Here is a 23,762-nt window from a genome sequence, read left to right as displayed (position 1 = left end):
CGCCGCTCAACTCACGGCCGGCAGCTTCAGCATCGTGTCGGTCATCACGTCGGCCAGCTTCAGCGCCGACATCGGCCCGCCGAACCCCCAGATGTTGCGCTCGATCAGCGCGATCCGGTGTGCCTTCAGCGCGGGCACGAAACGCCACACCGGCGAATCGAGTTTCGCCGACAACGGCACGTCCATCCCCGACGCGGTCACGAACAGCACGGCCAGGTCGCGCTGACGCAGCAGATCGGCCGACGTCACGTACAGCGTGCCCTCCCGCGTCGGCTTCTTCGGCCACGGATCGAGCCCGAGCGCCCGCGCGAGGCCCGCCGACGTGCTGTTGCCCGTATAGGCCCAGTACCGGTCGGGCAAGCCGAGATCCTGCAGCAGCGCGACGCGCTCGCCGTGGCGGCCCGCGGCCGCGAGCCGCGCCGCATCGCGCGCGATGCCGGCGTCGAGTTGTGCTTCGACCGCCTGCGCGCGCGCGTCGCGCCCCGTGACCGCACCGATCGTCCGGAAAATCTGCCGCATCCAGTCGAGCTGCGTGACGGGCACACCGCCTTCGGACACGTTCGGGCTGAACTGGAACAGGATCGTCGGCGCGATCCGGTCGAGCGCGTCGAAGATCGGCGCATGCCGGAAGCCGACGCCGATGATCAGGTCCGGCTTGACCGCCGCGATCGCCTCGAGCCCCGGCTCCTGCCGCGAGCCGATGTCGGTCACGTGCGCGAGCTGTTCGCTCCGGTAGCCGAGCCAGCCCGGGTAGAACGCGGTATCGGCCATCCCGACCGGCACGATGTCGAGCGCGATCACGCTTTCCGCGAACATGAAGTCGAGCGCGACCACGCGCTGCGGCCGCACGGGCATCCTCGCGCTGGCCTGCGACACGACGGGATTGCCGGCCAGCGACACGGCGCCCTGCGTACCGCCCGTGCTCCCGGCCGCGGAAACCGCGGCCGCCGGTGCGGAAAACGCGCCGCAGCATGCGGCGCCGAGCGCCGCCGCGAGCGTGCCAAGCACATGCCGGCGGCCGGCGTGCATCACCGGATCGCGTCCTGCTCGGCCAGCGCCGCGTCGTCCATCGTCAATAGCAGGGGGCAGCTTCCACACAGTTGCGTTTCTCCAGGAATTTCGTAGCGCAGGCAGCACACGCGGCGCGCGCGAAACGGCGTCGGCAGCAGCGGCGAGCGCGGCACGGCATCGCGCACGGGCATGCGCAATGGATTCGGCTCGCCGTGCACGCAGGTCGAGCCGAACAGCCAGTCCGCATCGCGGACGGGATCCGCCGCACACGGCAGCGAACGATACGTGTCGAGCAGATAATCGAGCAGGTTGCCCGCGTTGCTCCACAGCACGCGCGGCGTGACGCGGCCCATCGCCGCGAGCAGGTCGATCACCGCGCCGAGATGCGCGATGAGGCCCGCATAGCGCGGCGCGGGATCCTCGCACGGCGCGCCGAGTGCATCGCTCGCGAAATACAGCGCGGCCGGCATCCCGTCGTCGAGCGCGACGAACGTGCGCTCGGGCGTCATGTCGAGCGGCCGCCCGAGCGTCAGCGCGGCGACGACGCCGGCCGGCGCCGCGCGGCCGAAATAGTATTTGCTCCATTGCGACATCAGCGCACGTGCATGCTGCGCCGGATCGCCGCCGTAATGGTCGACCATCGCGGCGAGCACGGCGTCGCGGTGCGCGGGCAATTCGGCGACGGGCACGACGATGCGGCCCGGCGCGCGCACATCGTCGGGCATGCCGAGCCAGACGACGTCGAGGTGCTCGGCGAACGGTTCCGGCGCGAACGCCGAAAAGCGCGTGGCGCGCGCGCCGTCGAGCGCCGGCGTCATCGCCCCGCGCGCCGGGCGCGGCGCCCCTCGAGAATCAGCAGCCCGAGCAGGTACGGCGCGCCGATCAGCGCGGTCAGCACGCCGGCCGGCACTTCGCGCGGCGCGACGACGGTACGCGCCGCGAGATCCGCGACGCCGAGAATCAGTGCGCCGCACGCCGCCGCGAGCCACAGCCGCGTGCGATGCCGGCGCGCGCCGAGCATCGTCGCGACGTGCGGCGCCATCAGCCCGATGAAGCCGACCGGCCCGACCGCCGCGACGGCCGCGCACGCGGCGAGCGTCGCGATCGTCAGCGCGAGCGGCCGCAGCGCGGCCACCGGCAGGCCGAGCGCGGCCGCCTGATCGTCGCCGAGCGCGAGCATGTCGAGCGGTTTCGCGAGCCACGCGAACACCGGCACCGCGAGCACGCACCACGGCAGCAGCATCGACACCTCGCCCCAGCTGCGGCCGTACGTGCCGCCGACGAGCCATACGACGAAGCGTGCGGGCTGCACGCTTTCCTGCGTGATCAGCCATTGCGCGAGCGTGGTCCACAACGCGCCGATCACGATGCCGGTCAGCGCGACCGCGAGCGGCGCGTAGCGATGCCGGTGATTCAGTGCGAGCGTGATCGCGAGCGACAGCCCGCCGCCGATCAGTGCGGCGGCGGCAAGCGTCACGTGGCCCATCAGCGGCCACGTCGACAACGCGAACAGCGTGACGAGCCCCGCGCCCTGCGTGACGCCGAGCACTTCGGGGCCCGCGAGCGGATTGCGCACGACGCTCTGCATCGCGACGCCGCTGACCGCCAGCAACGCGCCGGCGAGCAGCGCGCACAGCAGACGCGGCATGCGCAGGTCGATCAGCATCCGCGCGAGCGCATCGTGACCGGACAGCGCGGCCGACCAGCGCGCGGGCGCGAGCCATTCGGGGCCGGCCGACACGCCGACGAAGAGCACCAGCACGCCCGCCACGACGAACAGCACGGTGCGCAACGGCCAGCCGAGCCGTTCGAGCCAGCCGACGAGCCGCGTCGAGCCGCCGCCCGCCGCGCGTTCGGCATCCGCGTGCAGCACGCCCGACCACGCGGCGCCGCGCCGGATCATCGCGAGCATCAGCGGCGTGCCGACCAGCGCGAGCGCGACGCCGGTCGACAGCGTCGCGTCGAGGCCCGATGCGAGCACCGCGCTGTCGGTGACGAGCACGAGCGCGCCGCCGGCGAGCGCCGACAGCGGCACCAGCACGCCGAGCCGCGCCGCACGCGCGCCGCGCACCTGGCGCAGCAGGTTCGGCGCGACGAGGCCGACGTACGACAGCGGGCCCGCGATGCTGACGGCCACGCTCGTGAACGCGACCGCGACGATCGTCGCGGCGAGCCGCGTCGCATCGACGCGCACGCCGGCCGCGGCCGCCGCATCGTCGCCGAGCGTGAGCGGATTCAGCGGCCGGATCACGAACGGCAGCGCGACCAGCGGCACGACGAGCCAGCGCGCGGCGAGCGCGAGGCCCGTCGCGCCCGGCTGGTACAGGCTGCCGTTGGTCCACAGTGCGGCGCCCGCGATGTTCTGCTCGAAGAACGCGAGCACGAGCGTCGACAGCGCCGCGAACAACAGCATGCACACGCTGCCCGCGAGCACGAGCCGCAACGGCGTCGCGCGCCAGCCGCCCGCCGCGACGATCGCGCACGCGGCGGCCGCGAGCCCGCACACGAACAGCAGCGGCACCGACGCGACGCCCGCCAGCGCCGGCACCAGCATCGCCGCGAGCAGCCCGAGCTGGGCACCGCCCGTCACGCCGAGCAGGTCGGGCGACGCGAGCGGATTACGCGTGAGCGACTGGAACAGCGCGCCGGCGATGCCGAGGCAGCCGCCCGCGACGAGCGCGGCCGCGACGCGCGGCAGATTGAGGTCGAACAGGAATACGTGCGCGAGCGCCGCGGCATCGCTGCCGGGCGCCGCGTCCCACCACACACGCAGGTCCGGGGCAATCCGCAGCGCGGCGAGCAGCGCGATCAGCGCGACGAGGCCGAACGCGATCGCGCCGGCCCGCCCTTTCGTCGCACCCCTGCCCGTCGCCGCGAGGCGCTTGCGCATCGCGAACGTCGTCATACGGCGAGATCCCGGTCGAAGACGCCGGCCGCCTGCGGCGCGCCGTCGGTCGACGGCCCGTAGGCCGGCACGCACATCGGCGCGCCCGTCTGCGGATGCGCGAGCTTCAGCATCTCGACGCCGAACGCCGCGCGCAGCCGCGCCGGCTCGAGCATCGCGTCGGGCGTGCCCTGCGCGACGAGGCGGCCCGCGCGCATCAGCACGATCTCGTCGCTGTACGCGGCCGCCTGGTTCAGGTCATGCAGCACCCAGACGATCGTCAGCCCGCGCGTACGGTTCAGCGCACGCAGCGCATCGAGGATGTCGAGCTGGTGATGAATGTCGAGATACGTCGTCGGTTCGTCGAGCAGCACGATCGGCGCCTGCTGGGCGAGCGCCATCGCGATCCACGCGCGCTGGCGTTCGCCGCCCGACAGCGCGCCGACGTCGCGCTCCGCGTCGCCCGCGAGGCCGCTCGTGTCGAGCGCCTCGTCGATCGCCGCATGATCGGCCCGCGACAGGCCGCGCAGGAAGCCGCCGTACGCATAGCGCCCGTACGCGACGAGCTCGCGCACCGTGAGGCCCGACGGAATCTGGTTGAACTGCGCAAGCATCGTCAGCTCGCGCGCGAGCGCGCGACGGCGAAACGACGCGAGCGGCTTGCCGTTCACGTCGACGTGGCCGGCACGCGCGGGCTGCAGGCCCGCGAGCGTGCGCAGCAGCGTGCTCTTGCCGCAGCCGTTCGGTCCGCACAGCGCGGTTACGCGGCCGGCCGCGATCGACAGGTCCAGCCCGTCGATCACGACATGGTCGCGATATCCCACCGACAGCCCGCGCGCGGCAAGCGCGGCGGTACGACGCGTCATCAATCCTCCGTTCGGTCGCGCGGGACCGTGTAACTCTGCGCCATCGCGACGACGACCTTGCGCGGCCCCTCGAACGGGTCGCGTGCATGCGCGGTCAGCATGTTGTCGAGCATCAGCACGTCGCCGGTGCGCCACGGGAACACGATGCGCTGCTGGTCGAGCACGCCGCGGATCTGCGCGAGCGCGTCGGCCTCGAGCGGTTCGCCGTCGCCGTAGTACACGTTGCGCGGCACGTTCTCGAGCCCGACCGCGTCGACGAGCGCTTCCTGCATGTCGTCGTCGAGCGCCGACAGGTGAAACAGGTTCGCCTGGTTGAACCACACGCGCTCGCCCGTGCGCGGATGGCGCGCGACCGCCTGGCAACGCTCGCGCGTGCGCAGCAGAAGCTCGCCGTCGTCGTCGGTGCGCCACGCGCACTCGATGCCGCGCGCCGCGCACATCCGCTCGACCTCGGCCGGCTCGTCGGTGCCGAACGACTGCTGCCACGGCAGATCGAGCCCCTGCCCGAAATTGCGCACGTACAGCAGCTCGCGCTTCTCGAAGCGGGCGACGAGCGCCGGGTCGAGCGCGCGGTAGACGGCGCGGCTGTCCGCGATCGGCGTCGCCCCGCCCTTCGGCGCGGCGAGCGCGCAGTGGAACCAGATCCGCAGCGGCCATTCGCGCGTGTACGACTGCTCGTTGTGCAGCGGAATCGCGCGGTGCGGCGGGTATTCGGTCGACGTGTAGACCGCGCCCTCGACCTGGCTGCGCGGCGTCGACGCATATTCATAGCCGATCAGCGGATCGCCGAACGATGCCGCGAATTGCTGGAACGTATCGATCGACGGCACGCGAAAGCCCGTGAACAGCACGCCGCCCGCCCGTTCGAGCGTGTCGGCCGCGATCTCGCGCGCGAGCGGCGCGACGTCGTCGATCGACATCCCGTCGTTGCCGCGCGGCGACACGACGGTGGGCAGTCCCGGCTCGATACGCAGGTCGTCGAGCGTCGGCAACGAAAGCAGGGTCATGCAACGTCCTCTTCAGGTGGCGCGCCGCACATGCGGCGCAACGGGTCACGACGCGCGCGTCGTGCGCTCGCCGTCCATCGCGCGGCGCAGGCTCGCGGGGCGCATGTCGGTCCAGACGGTTTCGATGTGCGCGAGACAGTCGGCCTTCGGGCCGCTCACGCCCACTTCGCGCCAGCCGGCGGGCACGGGCCGGAAGGTCGGCCAGATCGAATACTGTTCTTCGTCGTTGATGACGACCGTATAGACGAGATCGTCGGTGTCGGCGGAAGGCATCGGGGCTTGCGTCATGATCGGAAATCGCTGGGCGGTTGAAGGAGGCGAAGCGGCAAATTCGGCCGCTCCTGTCTGATAGACGGTTGGCCGGCGCGTTTTTTTACCGCCGCCGTGCGCGGCCGCCCAGGAACACCGGGCAGGCGACGCCGCGATGGCATGCGTCGAGGCATTCCGCGCAGTGGCGCTCCGCGTCGCGCACCATGAAATGCACGAGCGTCTGCGACACGTTCAGCGCGCGCGCCGCGGTCTGCAGCGTCTCCTCGCGCAGCCGCACCATCTCGAATGCCGCACGGCTGCGCGCCGGCAGGTCGTCGAGCGCCGCCCACACGCGCCGCAGCGTATCGCGCGTCATCAGCGCGGCTTCCGGCGTCGGCTCGGGCGACGGCACGTCGAAACCGTCGTCCTCTTCCGTGTGATAGACGTTTTCGAGGCTTTGCCGGCGGCACGCGTCGATCGATGCGTTGCGCACCATCCGCGTCACGTACGCGACCGGCTGGCGCACCGCGTCCTGATTCGGGAATTCGACGAGCTTCACGAACACGTCGTGCACGACGTCCTCCGCGCGGCTCGCGCAGCCGACGAAGCCGCGCGCGACGTTGACGAGCATCGCGCGATGCGAGATCAGCACGTCGAGCAGCGCACCCTGCGCACGGGGCTCGGACGCCCGGCGCGCACGCGGCGCGGCGCGCGGCGGCAGGTCCGGATAACTGCCGAGGAACGGGTTTGCCGCTGCCGCCGCCGGTCGGTCGAGCACTTCCGCCATCGCCATCGATCTGCTCCGTCAAATTCCGAGATAAGGGAATTTAACGTAAACGCAAATCATTCTCAATCCGATTACGAGATGACCCTTCCGGTTGTCGGGATTTGTCTGAACAATTGCCGGAATGCCTGCTCTGGCGGACGGGACGAACGCGACGGGTCTGCGGAGAACGGCAGGCTTTCCAGGCCAAAGGCGGTGGCCCGGCGGCCGACACGGCCGAGGTTCATGATGACGGCCCCGCCCCGCATTGGCGCACGGCACGGCGCCGCGATCCACACGGCTTGTGTTACGTCGACAAGCCGTTTCGGCGATCCGACGGAACGCACGCGGCCGCGCCTACCGCCGTCAGTAGATGAACAACCGGATCGTCGCCGTCGCATCGAATCGGCCGATCTTCGGCGGGCCGAACGACTTCAGCACCGCGTCCATCAGCACGCTCTGGTTCATCACGTTGGACGCGAACTGGGCCAGCGTGAACTGCTGGTTGAACGGAATGGCCTTGCCCTGGCTGTCCTCGATGCCAATCCCGAAATTGCTGTCCTTCGCCGGCACCAGCAAACCGTTCTGGACCGGAAAACTCGTCTCGAAATACCCGTCCACCCGCACCGCGACGTTGCATTTCTTGGTCAACGACAACGAGAACCGCTTGCGCGGCACCGCCGGCATGAAGCCGTTGCCCGCCGCCTGCACCTGCCCGAAATCGACGATGCCCGGTTCGGGCGTCACGAGTACGTCGACGAAGCACGGCGTCGGCTTGAGATTGCGCAGGCCGCTCAGGCGGTACTGAAAGCTCGTGCCGAACGCATTCAGCCCGAATTCGCCGTCGAACTGGAACACCGTATAGATATCGCTCGGCGGCTGGATCCAGTTGCCCTTCTTGCGCACGACGACCTGATAGTCGATGCTGATGTTCGTGCGCTGGCAACGCCCGCGGTCGAAGTCGTACCGGGTGCACGGCGGCACCGCATACCCGGTAAACACCCCGCCGCCGCGATTGCTCGTCTTGTCGAAATAATCGACGCCCTTGTAGCGGATGCCGATCTCGAGCCCCCATGCGGCAGGGTCCGTACGATTCGGATTCGCGTAGAAGTAAATGTTGTCGACGACCTTCAGGCTGCCGGCGTCCCCGAGGTCCTTGTAGCAATACCCCGACGTCGTGCGCACCGGCGACACCCAGATCACGTAGCCGTCCGGCGCGTCGGTCGGATACGACGCCACGCCGCCGATCGGCTCGGTCAACGACGTCGCGCCGCTGTTCGTCAGGCAGCGCAGCGCCCACGCCGGCTGCACGGCCGCGATCAGCAGCACGAGTACGACCCAGCGCAGCCATGCCGCCGGCGCCGCCCGATGACGCATGCCCGCGCTCATTTCTTCACGCTCTTGCACGCACCCGCGTCGCACGCATACTCGACCGCCACCTGGCCGCCGTAATCGTCGATGTGCGTGACGAACAGCGTCGCCGGCGTCGCGGCCTTGAACGGCACGTCGGCCGTGCTCATCGGGCTCACCATCACCGGCTCGATCGGCACCGGCGTCTTCTGCGCACCCGCGCTCACGTCGACCACCGTCACGTGATACGGCGTCGGGTTGTCGAACACGAGCGTGTGTGCGGCCGCATCCACCCGCAGCGTCATCGGCAGTGTCCAGTCCTCGTCGCGCGGGGGCTGCACGGCCTCCGGCCGGTAGAACAGCTTCATCTGCGTATGCAGCGCGATCTGCAGCGTGTTCGGCGTATCGGTCTTCGGCGGCACTTCGCGGATGTTCAGGTAGAACACCGTTTCGCGATCGGCCGGCAACTCGGTGCCCGGCAGCTTCGCGATCCGCAGCACGTTGCGCTCGTTCGCCTCGATGCGTTGCAGCGGCGGCACGACCATCAGCGGCGACGTGGTCTTGTTGCCCTTCGCGTCCTCGAGCCACGACTGCACGAGATACGGATACGTCGCGCTCTTGTTGGTGATCGTCACGATCGCGGCCTGTTCGCCTTCGTTGAAGATCACGCGCGTGCGATCGGGCACGATCGCCGCATGCGCGGTGCCTGCCAGCATCGCGCCGACGGTCGCGAACACGCACAGCGCGCGCCGCGGGAAAGAAAGGGAGAAAGCGTTCGTCATCGCTGGATCCATGAAAATCATCGTTCGACCGGCGCGGCCGCCGCATGCGACTCGCCCGGTGTCCGGCACGTCACCGGAATCGGCGTGCCTTCGAGTTGGAGCTGGTTCGGCAGTGCGTCGATCGTGCACAGCGTGCGTTCGCCCGCCCGCACCGCCAGCGCGGATTTCGGCTGAACCTGAGTCAGGAACGCCGCGCCGCCCTCGCCGACGATGCCGAGTTCCTTGCCGTTCGCCGCGTCCTGCACCGACGCGCCGAACGGCAGCGCCTTGCCGGCCGAGTCGGTCAGCGTCAGGTACAGGTTGCTGCCGCGCGCGGCGGCGAACTTCACGAAACCGATCGCGCCGTCGGTCAGCACCATGCGCTGGATCGGGTTCGTCACCTGCACTTCGAGCGGCAGCTTCTCGACGTTGACGGTCGCGTCGTACACGTTGTACGGCGAGATGCCGTCGAGCACCGCGTAGCCGCGCGAATCGGTATGCGCGAGCGTGCCGGACAGCGGCACGTCGGGCACGCCGTCGGTCGACACCAGCAGCCGCGTATCGCCCGCATTGCCGTTCGCGTGCGCGGACACGCCGTACTGCGTCGCGACGAACGAGCCGTCGACTTCGAGCGACGCGGCCGCATACGCATTGGCGAGCGTCGATGCCTGCGCGGTGAGCTGGTACGCCGACGTGCGCTGCCGGAAGCTCGCGTTGGCCGACGCGCGGCCGTCGGTCGCGCCCGCATTGACCTGGTAGGTGCGGCCGGCCGGATCGTCGTAGATATAGCCCGCGTTCACGCTGGTGCTGCCGTTGCCCGTCGTCAGGTTCGACGTGACGGTGTGGCGGCCGCCGATCGGCAGCGTCGCGGTGACCGAGAACTGGTTGCCGCTCGCGCCGGCGCTCTGCGTGCGGAATGCCGACACGCTGACGTTCAGGTTGCGCAGCGTGCCGATCGAGAACGCGCGCGTGAGCGTCAGGCCGACCCGCTGCTCGGACGCGCGCGCCCAGTAGGTCGTCTGGTCGTACGAGAAATAGGTCGACGTGTCGCCGAAGCGCTTCGACAGCGTCGCCGAATAGCGCTGCTTGCTGTTGGCGAGGCCGTACGCGGTCGGGTCGCCGGAGAACTGCGCGAAGCTGGTGTACTCGCGCTCGGAGAAGCGGTAGCCGAAGAAGCGCACGTCCGCGTCGAGCCCGTCGAAGTGCTTCGAATAGTTGATGCGATACGAGTTGCCGTTGCGTGTCGCGCCGCTCCACCACAGGCGCGCCCGCGCACGCGTGACGTCGGCCGACACCGCGCCGAAGGCGCCGAAATCGCGACCGACGCCGAGCGCGATCGACGTATAGCCCGACGCGGCGATGAAGCCGCCATACGCGGTGACGTCGAACGGCAAACCGTACGCGATTTCGCCGAAGCCGAAGAACGGCGTGATGCCGGCGCCGCCGAACAGGCGCGGCTTGCCGACCGCGGCCTTGTAGCGCAACTGGCCGGTGCGCGCGAGGAACGGCACGGCGGCCGTCGTCACCTGGAAGCGCTGCACGCTGCCGTCCTCTTCCTCGACCGCGACGTCGAGCGTGCCCTGCACGCTCGTGTTGATGTTCTGCAGCGCGAACGCGCCCGGCGACACGCGCGTCACGTACAGCACGCGGCCGGCCTGCGACACGGTCACGGTCGCGTTGGTGCGCGCGACGCCCGAGATCAGCGGTGCATAGCCGCGCAGCGACGGCGGCAGCATGCGGTCGTCGCTGCGGATCGACGCGCCCGTCAGCGCGAACGTGTCGAAAATGTCGGAGGTCAGATAGTCGTCGCCGAACGTCACCGTCGACTGGATCGACGGCAACGCGCGAAACGCATAAAGCCGGCTGAAGCGGAACGTGCGGTCCGCGTACGCGGTGTTGCCGACGTTCGATTGCGCCTGGTAGTCGCCGCGAAAACGCCACGCGCCCCAGTTCGCGCCGACCGTCCCGTACGCCTGGATCGCATTCGTCTGCCCGCCGCCCGTACCGAAGTTGCGGTTCGTGTTCGCGATCACCCGATAGTCGAGCATCGCGCCGGGAATCCCTTCGGACCAGTGCTCCGGCGGCAGGTAGGTCGAATCGGTGAATTCGAGCGCGGCCTGCGGAATCGTGATCTTGAGCCGCCCGTCGCTTTTCAGGTAACGCACGGTCGCCCCTTCGATCGCGGCGAGGTCGACGCAACTGCCGCCCCGGAAGCGCGGCAGGTCCTTGACCAGCGAAGGTTTCAGGCCGAACCGCGCGACGAGCGCCGGCCGCAGGCACGGCTTGCCCGCGCCCGTCGCATCGACCGCCACGAATTCGATCGGCTGCAATCCGAGGTACAGGTCGTTGACCTGCACGTCGAGCATGTACTCGCCGGGCAGCGTGAAGTCCGCCTGCGAGAACTGCGACAGGTCGACGTTGCTCGTTCCGTCGATGTCGAGGAACGACGAATTGAATTCCGTCGCCTGGCTCTGGCTGCCGACGACCAGCACGGAGACGCAAAGGAAGGAATGTCTGATTCGCACGCGGTGCTACCGGGAGTCCGAGGAGAAGGAAAACGGGAGGAAGGACGAAGGAGGAAGGGATGCACGCATCCCTCCTCCGGCACGGATGCTTACTGGTAGCGGACCGTGAAGTTCGCGACGCCGTCGGCGGTACCCGGCGTCACGCCGGCTGCCGTCGCTTCGTACATCGCCGCGAAGCGTGCGATGTTCGTGCCGTTCTGCAGCAGCGTCGGCGCCTTTTGCTCGGCGCCGTTGTCGAGGTATTCGCCCGACGCGGCCTGCAGGCGGATGCCGACGTTGGTTGCCGAACCGATCGTGGCGAGCAGCTTCGGCTGGCCCGCGCTCGACGTGCCCGTGAACGTGAAGTACGCGTTCTTCGCGACGCTGGTGTCGCAATCGGTCAGCTTGATGTCGAAGTTGGTCGGGGTGGACTTGTCGCCGGCTTGCTTGAACACGTTGGTCGGCACCTTGCCGAGGTTCACGGTCTGGTTGACCGAGCCCGAGTCGATGCCGCATGCGCCCGCGACGATCTCGCCCGTGAAGTTGATCGTGCCGGTGCCCGCTGCGAAGGCCGAGGAGGACAGGGCTGCGAGTGCGACAGCGCTCAGGATGGATTTTTTCATGAGGTTTCCTGTAAGGAGTACAAATGGAATGGACGACGTGGCGGACACAAACGGCTGCGCATGGTGGCTCCCGTCCGACACGAGGCGGCATTATCGAGATAACAGCGAAAGATTTCTGTAAATCATTGTCAAATACATCTGACAATGTTCGATTTACCCCTCCAAACCCCCATTCCTTCCTTTCAATTTTCAATCCCGGATTTTTTATCCGCAGTCCTTTTTGATTTTCCGGAACCAATTGAAGATTAAGGGAATTTCTTGCCGAAAATCATCGCAGACGCACGCTTCCTTGCTGGCATTGGCTTGCGCGCGACCACCACTCAACGGACAAAATATTGTCCAGCACCGCCATCGTTGCCCAATTACAACGCCAATATCGAATCATTTTCAACTGACAGGAAATTAACAACGGCATTTCATCAACATGAATTTATCGCGCAAACGATTGCGCAAGAATACAAACGTTTTACCGCGACACTTTGCCGCCGCCATTAATTCCAATATATTGATTAATCCGTTCGTCAATTACCTATCTTGAATCGCATACATGCGCGGCCGCTGAAACGCGGCTGGCATGCCGGATTGGACGAGATGAAACAGGAAGGAACGCGGCACACGTTTGCGCCGGAGAGCGACGCGATTGGTCGCCGGGTGCGGGGAGCGCGCAAGCAGCCTGCGCCCGGCCGGGAGATGAAAAGGATGCGTGGAACAGCGCCAGGAAGCGCCGATGCGGCGCGCGCGAAACGGCGGGCATCACACCCTGTCGAAACGACGGCCGCACGTCGAATCGTACGGCCGCCGTCATGCCACCCGGTACGCTGCGGCGTCAGGCGACGCGTCGCACGTCACGAGAGAGCCGCGGCCTCCGCCGTTGCGGGCGCCCAGCCGCCGCCGAGCGCGCGATACAGCGCGATCGCGTTCGCGAGCCTGAGCTGCCTGAGCCGGATCAGCTCCTGCCCCGACTCGTACGTGCTGCGCTGCGCGTCGAGCAGTTCGAGATAGGTCGCGACGCCGCCCGCATAGCGGCGCTCCGCGAGCTTCAGCCGCGCGCCGTCCGCCGCATACACGTCCTGCTGCGCGGCAAGCTGCCGGTCGATCCAGTCGCGCGCGGCGAACGCATCGGCCACTTCGCGAAACGCGGTCTGCACCGCCTTCTCGTATTCGGCGACCGCGATGTCCTTGCGCGCGTGCGCCACGTCGAGATTCGCGCGATTGCGGCCGCCCGCGAAGATCGGCAGCGTGATGCGCGGCGCGAACGTCCACACGCTCGTGCCGGCCGCGAACAGGCTCGAGAACGCATCGCTCACCGAGCCGTAGTCGGTCGTCAGCGCGATGCGCGGGAAAAACGCCGCGCGCGCCGCGCCGATGTTCGCGTTCGCGGCCTTCAGCCGCGCCTCGGCCTGCCGGATGTCCGGCCGCCGTTCGAGCAGCTCGCTCGGCGCGCCCGGCGCCACGGGCGCGATCGACAGCGTGTCGAGCGCGGTCGCGTCATCGGGCACGTTGCGCGCGAAATCGCCGGCCAGCAATTGCAGCGCCCGTACGGCCTGCGCATGCTCGCGCTGCAGCGCGGCCTGCGACGCGCGCGCGGACGCCACCAGCATTTCGGCCGAACGCAGCTCGATCGCGTCGCTCGTGCCGGCGGCATAGCGACGTTGCGTGAGCGCGGCCATCCGCTCGCGGGCTTCGAGCGTGCGCTGAGCAAGCGACAGTTGCGCGTGCAACGATCGTTCGGAAACGTACGCGCCCGCCACTTCGGCGATCACGCCGATACGAACCGTGCGCTGCGCGTCGGCCGTCGCGAAATACTCGGCGAGTGCCGCGTCGGACAGGTTGCGCACCCGGCCGAACAGGTCGAGCTCGTAAGCGCTGACGCTGACACCCGCGCGATACAGCCCGCTGATCGCGCTTTCGCGCACGACGGGGTCGTACTGGCGCGCGCGTTCATAGCCGAGATTCGCGTCGACCGACGGCATCCGGTCCGCGCGCTGCACGCCGTACAGCGCGCGCGCTTCCTCGAGCCGGCCGGCCGCGATCCGCAGGTCGCGGTTGTGCGCGAGCGCCGCGTCGATCCACGCCTGCAGCGCCGGATCGGTGAAATACGCATGCCAGTCGTCGAGCAGCGCGGCATCCGGTGCCGCACTCGCCTGGATCACCGGCGCCGTACTGCCGTCGACCGGCGCATAGGTCGTCGGCACGGGCGCCGCCGGGCGCTCGTAACGCGGCGCGAGCGAGCACCCGGCGAGCGCGAGCGCGGCGGCCAGCGCGACCGGAACCCGCCGCGCGGCGCGTGCATTCAGCGCGAACATCATGGTTGCGAACCCTCCATCGTCGTCGGCTGCGCGCCGCCGCGCCGGCGCGGGCCGACGTCGAACAGGCGGCCGACGATCACGAAAAACAGCGGGACGAGGAACACCGCGAGCACGGTCGCCGTGATCACGCCGCCGAGCACGCCGGTGCCGATCGCCGTCTGCGCGCCGGACGCGGCGCCCGACGCGAACGCGAGCGGCAGCACGCCGACGCCGAACGCGAGCGACGTCATCACGATCGGCCGCAGCCGCAGGCGCGCGGCCTCGAGCGCCGCATCGACGAGCGACATGCGCTGCGCGACGAGATCCTTCGCGACTTCGACGATCAGGATCGCGTTCTTCGCGGACAGCCCGATCGTCGCGATCAGCCCCACCTTGAAATAGATGTCGTTCGGCATCGTCCGCAGCGTCACGCCGAGCACCGCACCGATCACGCCGAGCGGGACGACCAGCATCACCGCGAACGGAATCGACCAGCTCTCGTACAACGCCGCGAGCGCGAGGAACACGACGAGCACCGACAGCGCGAACAGCATCGGCGCCTGCGCACCCGACAGCCGCTCCTCGAACGACTGCCCCGACCACGCATAGCCGATGCCGGCCGGCAGCTTCGCGGCGATCCGCTCGATCGCGGTCATCGCGTCGCCGCTGCTGTGGCCGGCCGCGGCCGAGCCGTTGATCGTGAACGACGGATAGCCGTTGTAGCGCGTGAGCTGCGGCGGCCCGAGCGTCCAGTGCAGCGTCGTGAACGCCGCGAGCGGCACCATCTCGCCGCGTGCATTGCGCACGCGCAGCTTCTTCACATCGTCCGGATCGAGCCGGTGCCGCCCGTCGGCCTGCACCATCACGCGCCGCACCTGCGTGCCGTGCATGAAGTCGCCGATATAGTCGGAGCCGAACATCACCGCGAGCGTCGTGTTGATTTCGTCCATCGACACGCCGAGCGCGGACGCCTTCGCGCGATCGATGTCGAGCTTCAGTTGCGGCGCGTCCTGCGTGCCCGCGAACATCAGGTCGGTGAGCGCACGATCCTTGCCGCCCGCCGCGAGCAGTTGCTCGCGCGCGGCGCTGAACGTCGCGTAGTCGAGCCCGCCGCGGTTCTGCAGCCGGAAGTCGAAGCCGCTCGACGAACCGAGATCGGGCAGCGCCGGCGAATTCATCGCGAACACCGTCGTGTTCGGCGTGCCCGCGAAGCGTTCGTTGATGCGCGCGACGATCGACTGCACGTGATCGCGCTGGGCCTTGCGTTCCTTCCAGTTCTTCAGCGTGACGAAGATCATCCCGCCGTTCGGCCCTTCGCCGTACAGGTTGAAGCCGCCGAGCGCGTACGTATAGGCGGTCGGCTCGTCGCGGCGGATGACCGACTCGACCGCGCGCACGCTCTGCATCGTTTCCGCGAGCGGCGTGCCTTGCGGGCGGATCACCATCACCATGAAGTTGCCCTGGTCCTCGTCCGGCAGGAATGCGGTCGGCAGCTGCGTGAGCATCAGCACCGCGGCCGCGGTCAGCGCGCCGTACACGACGAGCCAGCGCAGCGGCTTCTTCAGCATCGCGCCGACCCGCGTCGCATAGCGCTGGGTCGCGCGCGCGACGAAGCGGTTGAACCCGCCGAAGAAGCCGCGCTTCTCGTGATGGTCGCCGGCCACCGGCTTGAGCAGCGTCGCGCACAGCGCGGGCGTCAGCGACAGCGCGAGGAAGGCCGAGAAGCCGATCGACACAGCGAGCGATAGCGCGAACTGCCGGTAGATGTTGCCCACCGCGCCGCCGAAGAACGCCATCGGCACGAACACCGACGTCAGCACCACGGTGATCCCGACGATCGCGCCGCTGATCTGCTGCATCGCCTTGACGGTCGCGTCGTACGGCGCGAGCCCCTCCTCGACCATCAACCGCTCGACGTTCTCGACGACGACGATCGCGTCGTCGACAAGGATGCCGATCGCGAGCACCATCCCGAACATCGTCAGCACGTTGATCGAGAAGCCGGCCGCGTACATCACGCCGAACGTGCCCGCGAGCGCGACCGGCACGACGAGCGTCGGAATCAGCGTCGCGCGCAGGTTCTGCATGAACAGGAACATCACGAGGAACACCAGCACGCCGGCCTCGACCAGCGTCGTGACGACCTTGTTCATCGATACCCGCACGAACGACGACGTCTCGTACGGGATCTGGTATTTCACGCCCGGCGGGAAGTATCGGGACAACTCGTCCATCGTCGCGCGCACGCGCTTCTCGGTGGACACCGCGTTCGACCCCGGCGCGAGCTTGATGCCCATGCCGGTCGCGACCTTGCCGTTCACGTACGACGGATAGTTGTAGTCGTTGCCGCCGAACTCGATGCGCGCGACGTCGCGCAGGAACAGCGCGGCGCCGTCGGCCCGCGCGCGCAGCGCGATCGCGCCGAAATCGGCCGGCGTCTTCAGCGGCGCGTCCGCGAATACGGTCGCCGCGATCGGCGCGCTGTCCGGCACCGCGCTGCGGCCGATGTCGCCGATCGTCACGCGCGCGTTGTGCGCGCGCACGGCCGACGCGATGTCCGACGCGGTGAGGCCGTGCCCGGCCAGCTTCACCGGGTCGGGCCAGATCCGCATCGCATATTCCGCGCCCCAGAACTGCACCTTGCCGACACCCTCGACGCGACGCAGCGCCTGCACCACGTTCGCCGACGCGTATTCGCCGAGCTGCACGTCGGTCATGCGGCCGTCGTCGGACGTGAGCGACACGACGAGCTGGATGTTGTCGGCGGCCTTCTCGACCTGGATGCCGTCGCGGCGCACGGGCTCGGGCAGGCGCGCGTCGACCGTCTTCAGCCGGTTCTGCACTTCGACGGCCGCGAGATCGGCGTTCACGCCCTGCTTGAACGTCAGGTACAGCGACGCCGCGCCGGCGCTGCTCGTCGCGGACGTATACAGCAGCCCCGGCGCGCCGTTCATCTCGCGCTCGATCAGTGCGGTCACCGATTCCTCGACGACCTGCGCGGACGCGCCCGGGTACGTCGCATAGATGCTGACGACGGGCGGCGCGATGTCCGGGTACTGCGCAACGGGCAGCGTGCGGATCGCGAACAGGCCGCCCAGCATGATGAAGATGGCGATTACCCACGCGAAGACGGGGCGATCGATGAAGAAACGTGCCATGTTGGTTTGAACCGGTCAGGTTTGACGGGCGGCCGCCTGCGAAGCGGCCGCTGCCGGCGCCGCCTTCGACGGCGGCGCCTTTTCGACGGGCTGGACGGCCGTATCGGGCGCGAACTGCGCGACGTCGTCGACGATCACGCGCTCGCCGCCCGCGAGGCCGCGCGTGATGCGCCAGTCATGGCCGCTCATCTGGTCGGCCGTGACCTCCACGTCCTTGACCTTGCCGTTCGCGCCGACGACGCGCACCGACGTACGGTCGGCCGTGCGCAGCAGCGCGTCGCGCGGCACGAGGATCGCCCGCCGGTCGACCGCCGTGTCGAGCGCGATCCGCACATACGCGCCCGGCAGCAGCTCGCGCTCCGGATTCGGGAACAGCGCGCGCATCGCGACGGTGTCGGTGGTCGGATCAACCGCGAGATCGCTGAACAGCAGCTTGCCCTTCAGCGGATACGCGGTGCCGTCGGCGCGCAGCAGCGTCACCGCGACATCGTGCTGCGCGATGCCCGCCGCGCGCCCGCTCTTCACCGCGCGGCGCAGGGCGTCGACGTCGGCGGCCGGCTGCGAGAAATTCACGTAGATCGGATCGAGCTGCTCGACGGTCGTGAGCGGCGTCGCCTGGTCCTGACCGACGAGCGCGCCCTCGGTCACGAGCGCGCGCCGTGCGCGGCCCGCGATCGGCGCGGTGACGGTCGCGTAGTCGAGCTGCAGTTGCGCGCGCGCGAGTTCGGCCTTCGCCGACGCGACCTCGGCCTTCGCCTGCGTATCGGCCGCAACCGCCTCGGTGTGGTCGCGCTCGCTCACCGCGCGATCGCGCACGAGATCGTCGTAACGGCGGCGCTTGTCGGTCGCCGCGAGCGCGGCGGCCTGCGCCTTCGCGAGCGCGCCCTGCGCGGCGTCGCGCGCGGCCTTCAGCGGCGCGGGATCGATGCGGAACAGCACCGCGCCCTGCTTCACTTCCTGGCCTTCCTCGTAGGTGCGCGCGGTGACGATGCCCGCGACCCGTGCGCGGACTTCCGCCTGCCGGTACGCGTCGAGCCGGCCCGGCAGTTCGACGGTCATCGGCACGGCCGTCGGGCGCACCGTCACGACGGTGGCCTGCTTGGCGGTCTCCGGCGCCGTGTCCTTGTCGCCCTTTCCGCATCCGGCCACGGCCAGCAGCGCCGCGAGCGCGAACGGCGCCGGCCGCATGCGGCGCCACAGGGTGCGTTTGTTATTCATGTTCTGACCTCGGATCGTTCCCCGCCGATACAATGCGGCGGCTCAGGGTGGCCGATTATAATCAGTCACGACTGATTAAATACATGCGCTTTCAATCCGGCTGACGCACTGTCTCAATAAAACGACAGCGAACTGTAAGGAATTTCACGACATGGCCCGCAAGACCCGGGAAGAATCGCTCGCCATCAAGCACCGGATCCTCGACGCCGCCGAGCTTGTGCTGCTCGAAAGAGGCGTCGCGCAAACCGCGATGGCGGACCTCGCCGAAGCAGCCGGGATGTCGCGGGGCGCCGTCTACGGCCACTACCGCAACAAGATGGAAGTGTGCCTGGCGATGTGCGACCGCGCGTTCGCGCGCACGTCCGAAGGGTTCGACGCGGGCGACGGCCTGCCGCCGCTCGCCACGCTGCGGCGCGCCGCATCGCACTACCTGCAGGAATGCGGGGAGCCGGGCCCGATGCAACGCGTACTCGTGATCCTCTATACGAAGTGCGAGCAGAGCGAGGAAAACGGCGCGCTGCAGCGGCGCCGCATGCTGCTCGAGCTGCAGATGCTGCGGATCACGAAGGCGCTGCTGCGTCGCGCGATCGCGGCCGGCGAGGTCGCCGCCGATCTGGACGTGCATCTGGCCGCCGTCTATCTGGTGTCGCTGCTCGAAGGCGTGTTCGCGTCGATGATCTGGACGAACCGGCTGCGCGGCAATCTGTGGAACGACGCCGAGGCGATGCTCGACGCCGGTTTCGACGCCGTCCGCACGTCCACCGCCCTGCGCCGACGCGCGCAAAAATTGCCGGACTCACGGAAATCGTCGTAACAAATGCTGATTTAACCCGATTTACCGCACTGCGAAACGAGTGAGCCGACCCTCTTTAAAATTTTTAACGTTTCGCGGAACATCGGTAGACTGACGCTGTCATCTTTCTTTAGCGTCTTCGTGATAACCGGGTTCGACCCGGTATGCACGCCGCCGTTCGAAGCGGGCACTGCCCCGCAGGTTGGGTCGAACGGAAACGACACAGGCCCCTGGCGGGGCCTGTTTTGTTGCACGCCCGCCGCCCGCCCCGTCGCCGTTCGACGGATGTGCCGCCGGCGGCCCCCGCCCACACCCCTTTGAACCGCTTTCCTGGATGTGGACACCTTGGTCAAGTCTGTCGCAACCCCTGATGCCGTCGCGCCCGGTCGCGCGCAGCGCGCCGTGCGCGCGCTCGTGCCGGCCGCCGTGCTCGGCGCCCTCGCCGCATTCGGCCTCGCGGCCGCGCTGCCGGCCGTGTCGCAACTGCCGGGCGCCGTCGATTCGGGCACGGCCGCGCTGCCGCAGCGCGTGCTGTCCGATACGCCGTTTCCCACCGCGCAGCATTTCGTGACGAGCGAGCTCGCCCGCACGATCGGCGAGCGCAACGAACACGTCGATCGCAACGATCGCAGCCTGCAGCCGGGCCTGTTCGCACCGCTCAGCGCGCATCGCAACGACATGCTCGGCTACACGAGCCTGTTCCAGTTCGCGTCGCCCGATCACCGGCAAGGGATGCGCGCGGGCGACATCGAGCTCACGCTGTCCGATACGCTGAACCGCCTCGACGTGCCGCCCGAAGTACGCATTCAGCTCGGCGACCTCGTCACCGGCAAGGTCGCGATGCGCGCGAGTGCGCAGCGCGGCGACTATTACCGCATCGCGTTCGACACGAACGACGGCACGCCGCGCCTCACCGCGCTCGAGCTGCGCGTCGCCGGCCGCACGTTCGGCGCGATCTGGTTCCGCGCGCCGGGCGCCGAACACGGTGCGTACTACACGCTCGACGGTTCGCCGCTCGAAGCCGCCGCGTTCACGATGCCGGTCAAGTGGACGCGCATCAGCTCGTTTTTCGGCGAGCGCGTCCATCCGTTGTCGCAGGCGATGGCGTTCCATACGGGCGTCGATCTTGCCGCGCCGAGCGGCACGCCGGTCGATGCGGCGGCCGACGGCGTCGTGTCGTTCGTCGGCACCGATCCGGGCGGCTACGGCCGCTATGTGATCGTCGATCATGCGGATGGCTATTCGACCTACTACGCGCACCTGTCCGCGTACGCTCGCGGGCTGAAGGTCGGCGAAACCGTGAAGCAGGGTCAGCGCATCGGCTCGGTCGGGATGACGGGCGCGGCCACCGGCCCGCACCTGCATTTCGAGGTGCGGGTCGCGAACGATCCGGTCGATCCGCTCGTCACGCTCGCGAACGCGCAGACGGGGCTGTCCGACATGCAGCTCACCGCATTCCGCCAGGAAGCCGCGCAATGGCGCTTCCGCCTCGCGTCGATCAATAAGACGCCATTCGCGTTCGCGCAGAACGACGGACCGCTGTGGGGGGATTTTGCGACCGGTCCGTCGACGTTGCGGGCGGTTTTCGATACGCACTACTCGGCGGAACGAAGCTGACGCGCTGAAGCATCGGAACACCGCAGCGCCATCACGCGCGGCTCCCCGGCCCATCGTTACCGCGCGGGTTCCGTGTACTCGGCCGTCGCCTGCGCCGCGAGCCGCGCCCGCGGCCCCCGCAACAGCAACCACCGCGCCGCACCGTCGAGCGACGTGCACAGCACCAGATAGATCACCGCGACGAACAGGAAGATCGGCGCCGGATACACCATCAGCCGGTTGTTCACCTGCGTCGCGACGAACGACAGTTCCGGCACGCCGACGATATACGCGAGCGACGTGTCCTTCACGAGCGCGACCCACTGGTTGACGAACGACGGCGTCATGATCCGGATCGCCTGCGGCAGCAGCACGTAGCGCACCGTCTGCCAGCGCGTGAGCCCGAGCGACAGCCCGGCCTGCCATTGCCCGTCGCCCGCCGCGACGATCCCCGCGTGCACCGCATGCGCGAGATACGCGCCGCCGATCAGCGCCAGCGCGCACACGACCGTCGCGAGCCCCGGTACATCCATGTGCAACAGCACGGGCATCAGGAAATACGTCCAGAAGATCAGCATCAGCACCGGAATCGCGCGAAAGAAGCCGATGAACGCGAGCAGCAGCACGCGCGCCGGGCCGCGCGCCAGCGCCATCGCGACGCCGAGCGCCACGCCGAGCACGGCCGACGCGATCGCGGATGCAAGCGCCAGCACCAGCGACAGCGCGGCGCCGCCGAGCGGGCCGTCCGGAAACGCACCGACCAACAGGTACGGCAGATTCGACAGAAGCAGCGAAAGGTCCATCGTCAGCGCCCCGCTCCGAGCCGGTCGCGCCATTGCGTGGCCGCATACGCACCGGCCTCGATCGCGGCCACCGCCGCGACGTACAGCAGCGTCGCGACGCCGAACGCGGCGAACGTCTTGAACGTCTCGGTCTCGACCTGCCGCGACGCATACGACAGCTCGGCCACGCCGATCGCCATCGCGAGCGACGAGTTCTTCACGAGATTCATGTACTGGCCGAACAGCGGCGGCAACGCGATGCGCACGGCCTGCGGCAGCACCACGTAGCGCAGCGACTGCATCGGCGTGAGGCCGAGCGCGGCCGCCGCATCGTGTTGCGCCCGCCGCACACCGCGCAGGCCGGCTTCGCATTCCTCGGCGACGAACGCGGCCGTATAGGCGCTCAACCCGACCCAGCCCGCGACGAATTCGAACGACGGCCACGCGAGCGTGAACGGGCCCGCGCTCACCGCATGACGCGCATTGAGCCACGCGATCCACGTGTCGGGCAGCAACGACGCGACGCCGAAATACCAGAACAGCAGCTGCACGAGCAGCGGCGTGTTGCGGAACGCGACGACGTACGCGGCGGCGGCCGCGCGCGGCGCCCTGCCGCGCGCATGGCGCATCACGGCGAGCAACAGCCCGCCGACGGTCGCGGCGACGGCCGACGCGGCCGCGAGGCCGAGTGTCAGCAGGAAGCCCTGCCAGAGCCAGGACAGATATTTGGGAGCCAACCCGAGCATGCTGTAGAGCGCGCACGACGCGCGCGGTCGGATGAAAACGAAAAGCGCCGCGCGGCCGGTGTTCCGGCCGATCGCGGCGCGCGTGCGGCGAAGGTCAGGTCTTGTCGCCGATGCGGAAAATACGCGTGAGCGGCGTTTTCGTCGTCGGCCCGAACCATGCGTCGTAGATCTGCGCGGCGCGGCCGTTCGCCTCGAGCCCCTTCAGCGTGTCGTTGACGAAGCCGAGCAGGCGCGTTTCGCCCTTCGGCACGCCGACGCCCATGTAGTCGTTCGAGATCGTGAACGCCGGGATCTCGTAGTTCTGCTTGTCGGGCACGTTCGCGAGCAGGCCGATCAGTTTCGGGCCGTCCTGCGTGATCGCCTGCACGTTGCCGGCGCGCAGCGCGGCGAACGCGAACGGCGTGTCGTCGTACGCGACGATCGTCGCCTTCGGGAATTTCTCGCGCAGCGTGATCTCGTTGGTCGTGCCCTTGTCCGCGCCGACGCGCAGGCCGTTCAGCTGGTCGGCCGATTTCAGCACGCCCTTCTTCGCGAGAAACTGCTGGCCCGACGAGAAATACGGGATGCTGAAGTCGACCTGCTTCGCGCGTTCGTCGGTGATCGTGAAGTTCGCGAGCACGAGATCGACCTTGCCGGACGTCAGGAACGGGATGCGGTTCGCGGGATTGGTCGGTTGCAGCTGCAGCTTCACGCCGAGCTTGTCGGCGAGCGCTTTCGCGTAATCGACGTCGAGACCGACGATGTGGTTGCTTTTCGCGTCGACATAACCGAACGGCGGATTGCTGTCGAACGTCGCGACGCGCAGCACCCCGGCCTTCTTGATGTCGTCGAGACGGTCCGCATGGGCGACGGTGCCTGCGGTAACGAGCGCGACCCCGACGAGCCACGTAGCGAGCGTGTTGATTTTCATGAGCACGACCTGATTTGTTATGGAGGCCGCCGCGGATCGCGCGGCGGCACGGTTCGAAGAACATCGCGACGGAGTGTGTCGTCGCGAAGCCGCTAACGTATCAGCGCGTGCGGCGAATCCGAACCAACAAATGGTGCTTTGCTCTGCGGGTTTCGTGATGAGGCAGGCGGGCTGCGGGCACGCATTGTCGCCGTGCAAAAAAAGACGCCCGCTGCAAGCAGCGGGCGCGAATCCCAGTCAAGGAGGTGTCACA

At 68.6% G+C, this 23,762-nt stretch carries 20 protein-coding genes; 3 read left to right on the top strand and 17 right to left on the bottom strand.

Going from position 1 to position 23,762, the window contains the following annotated elements; genetic code table 11:
- Positions 1-6: 6 nt before the first annotated feature.
- The 11 genes from CFB49_RS08630 to CFB49_RS08580 all read right to left on the bottom strand — a co-directional run bounded on the left by CFB49_RS08630 (position 7) and on the right by CFB49_RS08580 (position 12,018).
- On the bottom strand, positions 7-1,032 hold the full coding sequence (locus CFB49_RS08630) for an ABC transporter substrate-binding protein (RefSeq protein ID WP_089491137.1): 1,026 nt from the start codon (positions 1,030-1,032) through the stop codon (positions 7-9).
- Positions 1,029-1,829, bottom strand: a complete 801-nt coding sequence (gene fhuF / locus CFB49_RS08625; RefSeq protein ID WP_089491136.1) for a siderophore-iron reductase FhuF — start codon at positions 1,827-1,829, stop codon at positions 1,029-1,031. The genes CFB49_RS08630 and fhuF overlap by 4 nt, the downstream gene beginning before the upstream one ends.
- Complete coding sequence (fhuB, locus tag CFB49_RS08620; protein WP_089491135.1) at positions 1,826-3,916, bottom strand: Fe(3+)-hydroxamate ABC transporter permease FhuB; 2,091 nt, start codon at positions 3,914-3,916, stop codon at positions 1,826-1,828. The genes fhuF and fhuB overlap by 4 nt, the downstream gene beginning before the upstream one ends.
- On the bottom strand, positions 3,913-4,761 hold the full coding sequence (locus CFB49_RS08615; RefSeq protein ID WP_089434996.1) for an ABC transporter ATP-binding protein: 849 nt from the start codon (positions 4,759-4,761) through the stop codon (positions 3,913-3,915). Before CFB49_RS08615 ends, fhuB begins: the two co-directional genes overlap by 4 nt.
- Positions 4,761-5,768 carry a TauD/TfdA family dioxygenase gene (locus CFB49_RS08610; RefSeq protein WP_069620685.1) on the bottom strand — a complete coding sequence of 336 codons (1,008 nt, stop codon included), beginning with the start codon at positions 5,766-5,768 and terminating at the stop codon, positions 4,761-4,763. Before CFB49_RS08610 ends, CFB49_RS08615 begins: the two co-directional genes overlap by 1 nt.
- Positions 5,769-5,813: 45 nt before the next feature.
- Positions 5,814-6,056 (bottom strand): MbtH family protein, encoded by a 243-nt coding sequence (locus tag CFB49_RS08605; protein ID WP_089434994.1) that lies wholly within the window; start codon positions 6,054-6,056, stop codon positions 5,814-5,816.
- 85 nt (positions 6,057-6,141) lie between these two features.
- Positions 6,142-6,810 (bottom strand): RNA polymerase factor sigma-70, encoded by a 669-nt coding sequence (locus tag CFB49_RS08600; protein WP_034201800.1) that lies wholly within the window; start codon positions 6,808-6,810, stop codon positions 6,142-6,144.
- 336 nt (positions 6,811-7,146) lie between these two features.
- A complete protein-coding gene (locus tag CFB49_RS08595) occupies positions 7,147-8,169 on the bottom strand; it encodes a fimbrial protein (RefSeq protein WP_069620683.1) in 1,023 nt (340 codons plus the stop codon).
- Positions 8,166-8,912 (bottom strand): fimbrial biogenesis chaperone, encoded by a 747-nt coding sequence (locus CFB49_RS08590; RefSeq protein ID WP_089491134.1) that lies wholly within the window; start codon positions 8,910-8,912, stop codon positions 8,166-8,168. The genes CFB49_RS08595 and CFB49_RS08590 overlap by 4 nt, the downstream gene beginning before the upstream one ends.
- A gap of 17 nt (positions 8,913-8,929) precedes the next feature.
- Positions 8,930-11,383 carry a fimbria/pilus outer membrane usher protein gene (locus CFB49_RS08585; RefSeq protein ID WP_089491133.1) on the bottom strand — a complete coding sequence of 818 codons (2,454 nt, stop codon included), beginning with the start codon at positions 11,381-11,383 and terminating at the stop codon, positions 8,930-8,932.
- A 122-nt stretch (positions 11,384-11,505) separates the two neighbouring features.
- Positions 11,506-12,018: a fimbrial protein gene (locus CFB49_RS08580; RefSeq protein WP_069620680.1), complete on the bottom strand. Its 513-nt coding sequence runs from the start codon at positions 12,016-12,018 to the stop codon at positions 11,506-11,508.
- Positions 12,019-12,276: 258 nt separating this feature from the next.
- Between CFB49_RS08580 and CFB49_RS35560 the strand changes: the two genes are divergently transcribed.
- Positions 12,277-12,513 carry a hypothetical protein gene (locus tag CFB49_RS35560; RefSeq protein WP_141723489.1) on the top strand — a complete coding sequence of 79 codons (237 nt, stop codon included), beginning with the start codon at positions 12,277-12,279 and terminating at the stop codon, positions 12,511-12,513.
- Positions 12,514-12,863: 350 nt separating this feature from the next.
- Here the strand turns inward: CFB49_RS35560 and CFB49_RS08570 are convergent, their stop codons facing one another.
- The 3 genes from CFB49_RS08570 to CFB49_RS08560 are packed head-to-tail and all read right to left on the bottom strand — an operon-like array spanning position 12,864 to position 18,682.
- Positions 12,864-14,324: an efflux transporter outer membrane subunit gene (locus tag CFB49_RS08570; RefSeq protein WP_089491445.1), complete on the bottom strand. Its 1,461-nt coding sequence runs from the start codon at positions 14,322-14,324 to the stop codon at positions 12,864-12,866.
- On the bottom strand, positions 14,324-17,464 hold the full coding sequence (locus CFB49_RS08565; protein ID WP_089491132.1) for a multidrug efflux RND transporter permease subunit: 3,141 nt from the start codon (positions 17,462-17,464) through the stop codon (positions 14,324-14,326). The genes CFB49_RS08570 and CFB49_RS08565 overlap by 1 nt, the downstream gene beginning before the upstream one ends.
- Before the next feature lie 15 nt (positions 17,465-17,479).
- Positions 17,480-18,682, bottom strand: a complete 1,203-nt coding sequence (locus CFB49_RS08560) for a MexX/AxyX family multidrug efflux RND transporter periplasmic adaptor subunit (RefSeq protein ID WP_089491131.1) — start codon at positions 18,680-18,682, stop codon at positions 17,480-17,482.
- Positions 18,683-18,833: 151 nt separating this feature from the next.
- Between CFB49_RS08560 and CFB49_RS08555 the strand changes: the two genes are divergently transcribed.
- Positions 18,834-19,496, top strand: coding sequence for a TetR family transcriptional regulator (locus CFB49_RS08555; protein WP_089491130.1), 663 nt, complete (start codon positions 18,834-18,836; stop codon positions 19,494-19,496).
- A 324-nt stretch (positions 19,497-19,820) separates the two neighbouring features.
- Positions 19,821-21,092 (top strand): M23 family metallopeptidase, encoded by a 1,272-nt coding sequence (locus CFB49_RS08550; RefSeq protein ID WP_089491129.1) that lies wholly within the window; start codon positions 19,821-19,823, stop codon positions 21,090-21,092.
- A 56-nt stretch (positions 21,093-21,148) separates the two neighbouring features.
- Here the strand turns inward: CFB49_RS08550 and CFB49_RS08545 are convergent, their stop codons facing one another.
- From CFB49_RS08545 to CFB49_RS08535, 3 genes are all read right to left on the bottom strand, one after another.
- Positions 21,149-21,874: an amino acid ABC transporter permease gene (locus tag CFB49_RS08545; RefSeq protein ID WP_089491444.1), complete on the bottom strand. Its 726-nt coding sequence runs from the start codon at positions 21,872-21,874 to the stop codon at positions 21,149-21,151.
- A 2-nt stretch (positions 21,875-21,876) separates the two neighbouring features.
- Positions 21,877-22,599, bottom strand: coding sequence for an amino acid ABC transporter permease (locus CFB49_RS08540; protein ID WP_089491128.1), 723 nt, complete (start codon positions 22,597-22,599; stop codon positions 21,877-21,879).
- A 94-nt stretch (positions 22,600-22,693) separates the two neighbouring features.
- Positions 22,694-23,509: an ABC transporter substrate-binding protein gene (locus CFB49_RS08535; RefSeq protein ID WP_089491127.1), complete on the bottom strand. Its 816-nt coding sequence runs from the start codon at positions 23,507-23,509 to the stop codon at positions 22,694-22,696.
- Positions 23,510-23,762 lie beyond the last annotated feature (253 nt).

It is taken from the genome of Burkholderia sp. AU17457 (assembly GCF_002223255.1).
GTDB lineage: Bacteria > Pseudomonadota > Gammaproteobacteria > Burkholderiales > Burkholderiaceae > Burkholderia > Burkholderia sola.
The sequence above is the reverse complement of the archived record's forward strand: the minus strand, read 5'-3'. Positions and strand labels throughout refer to the sequence as shown.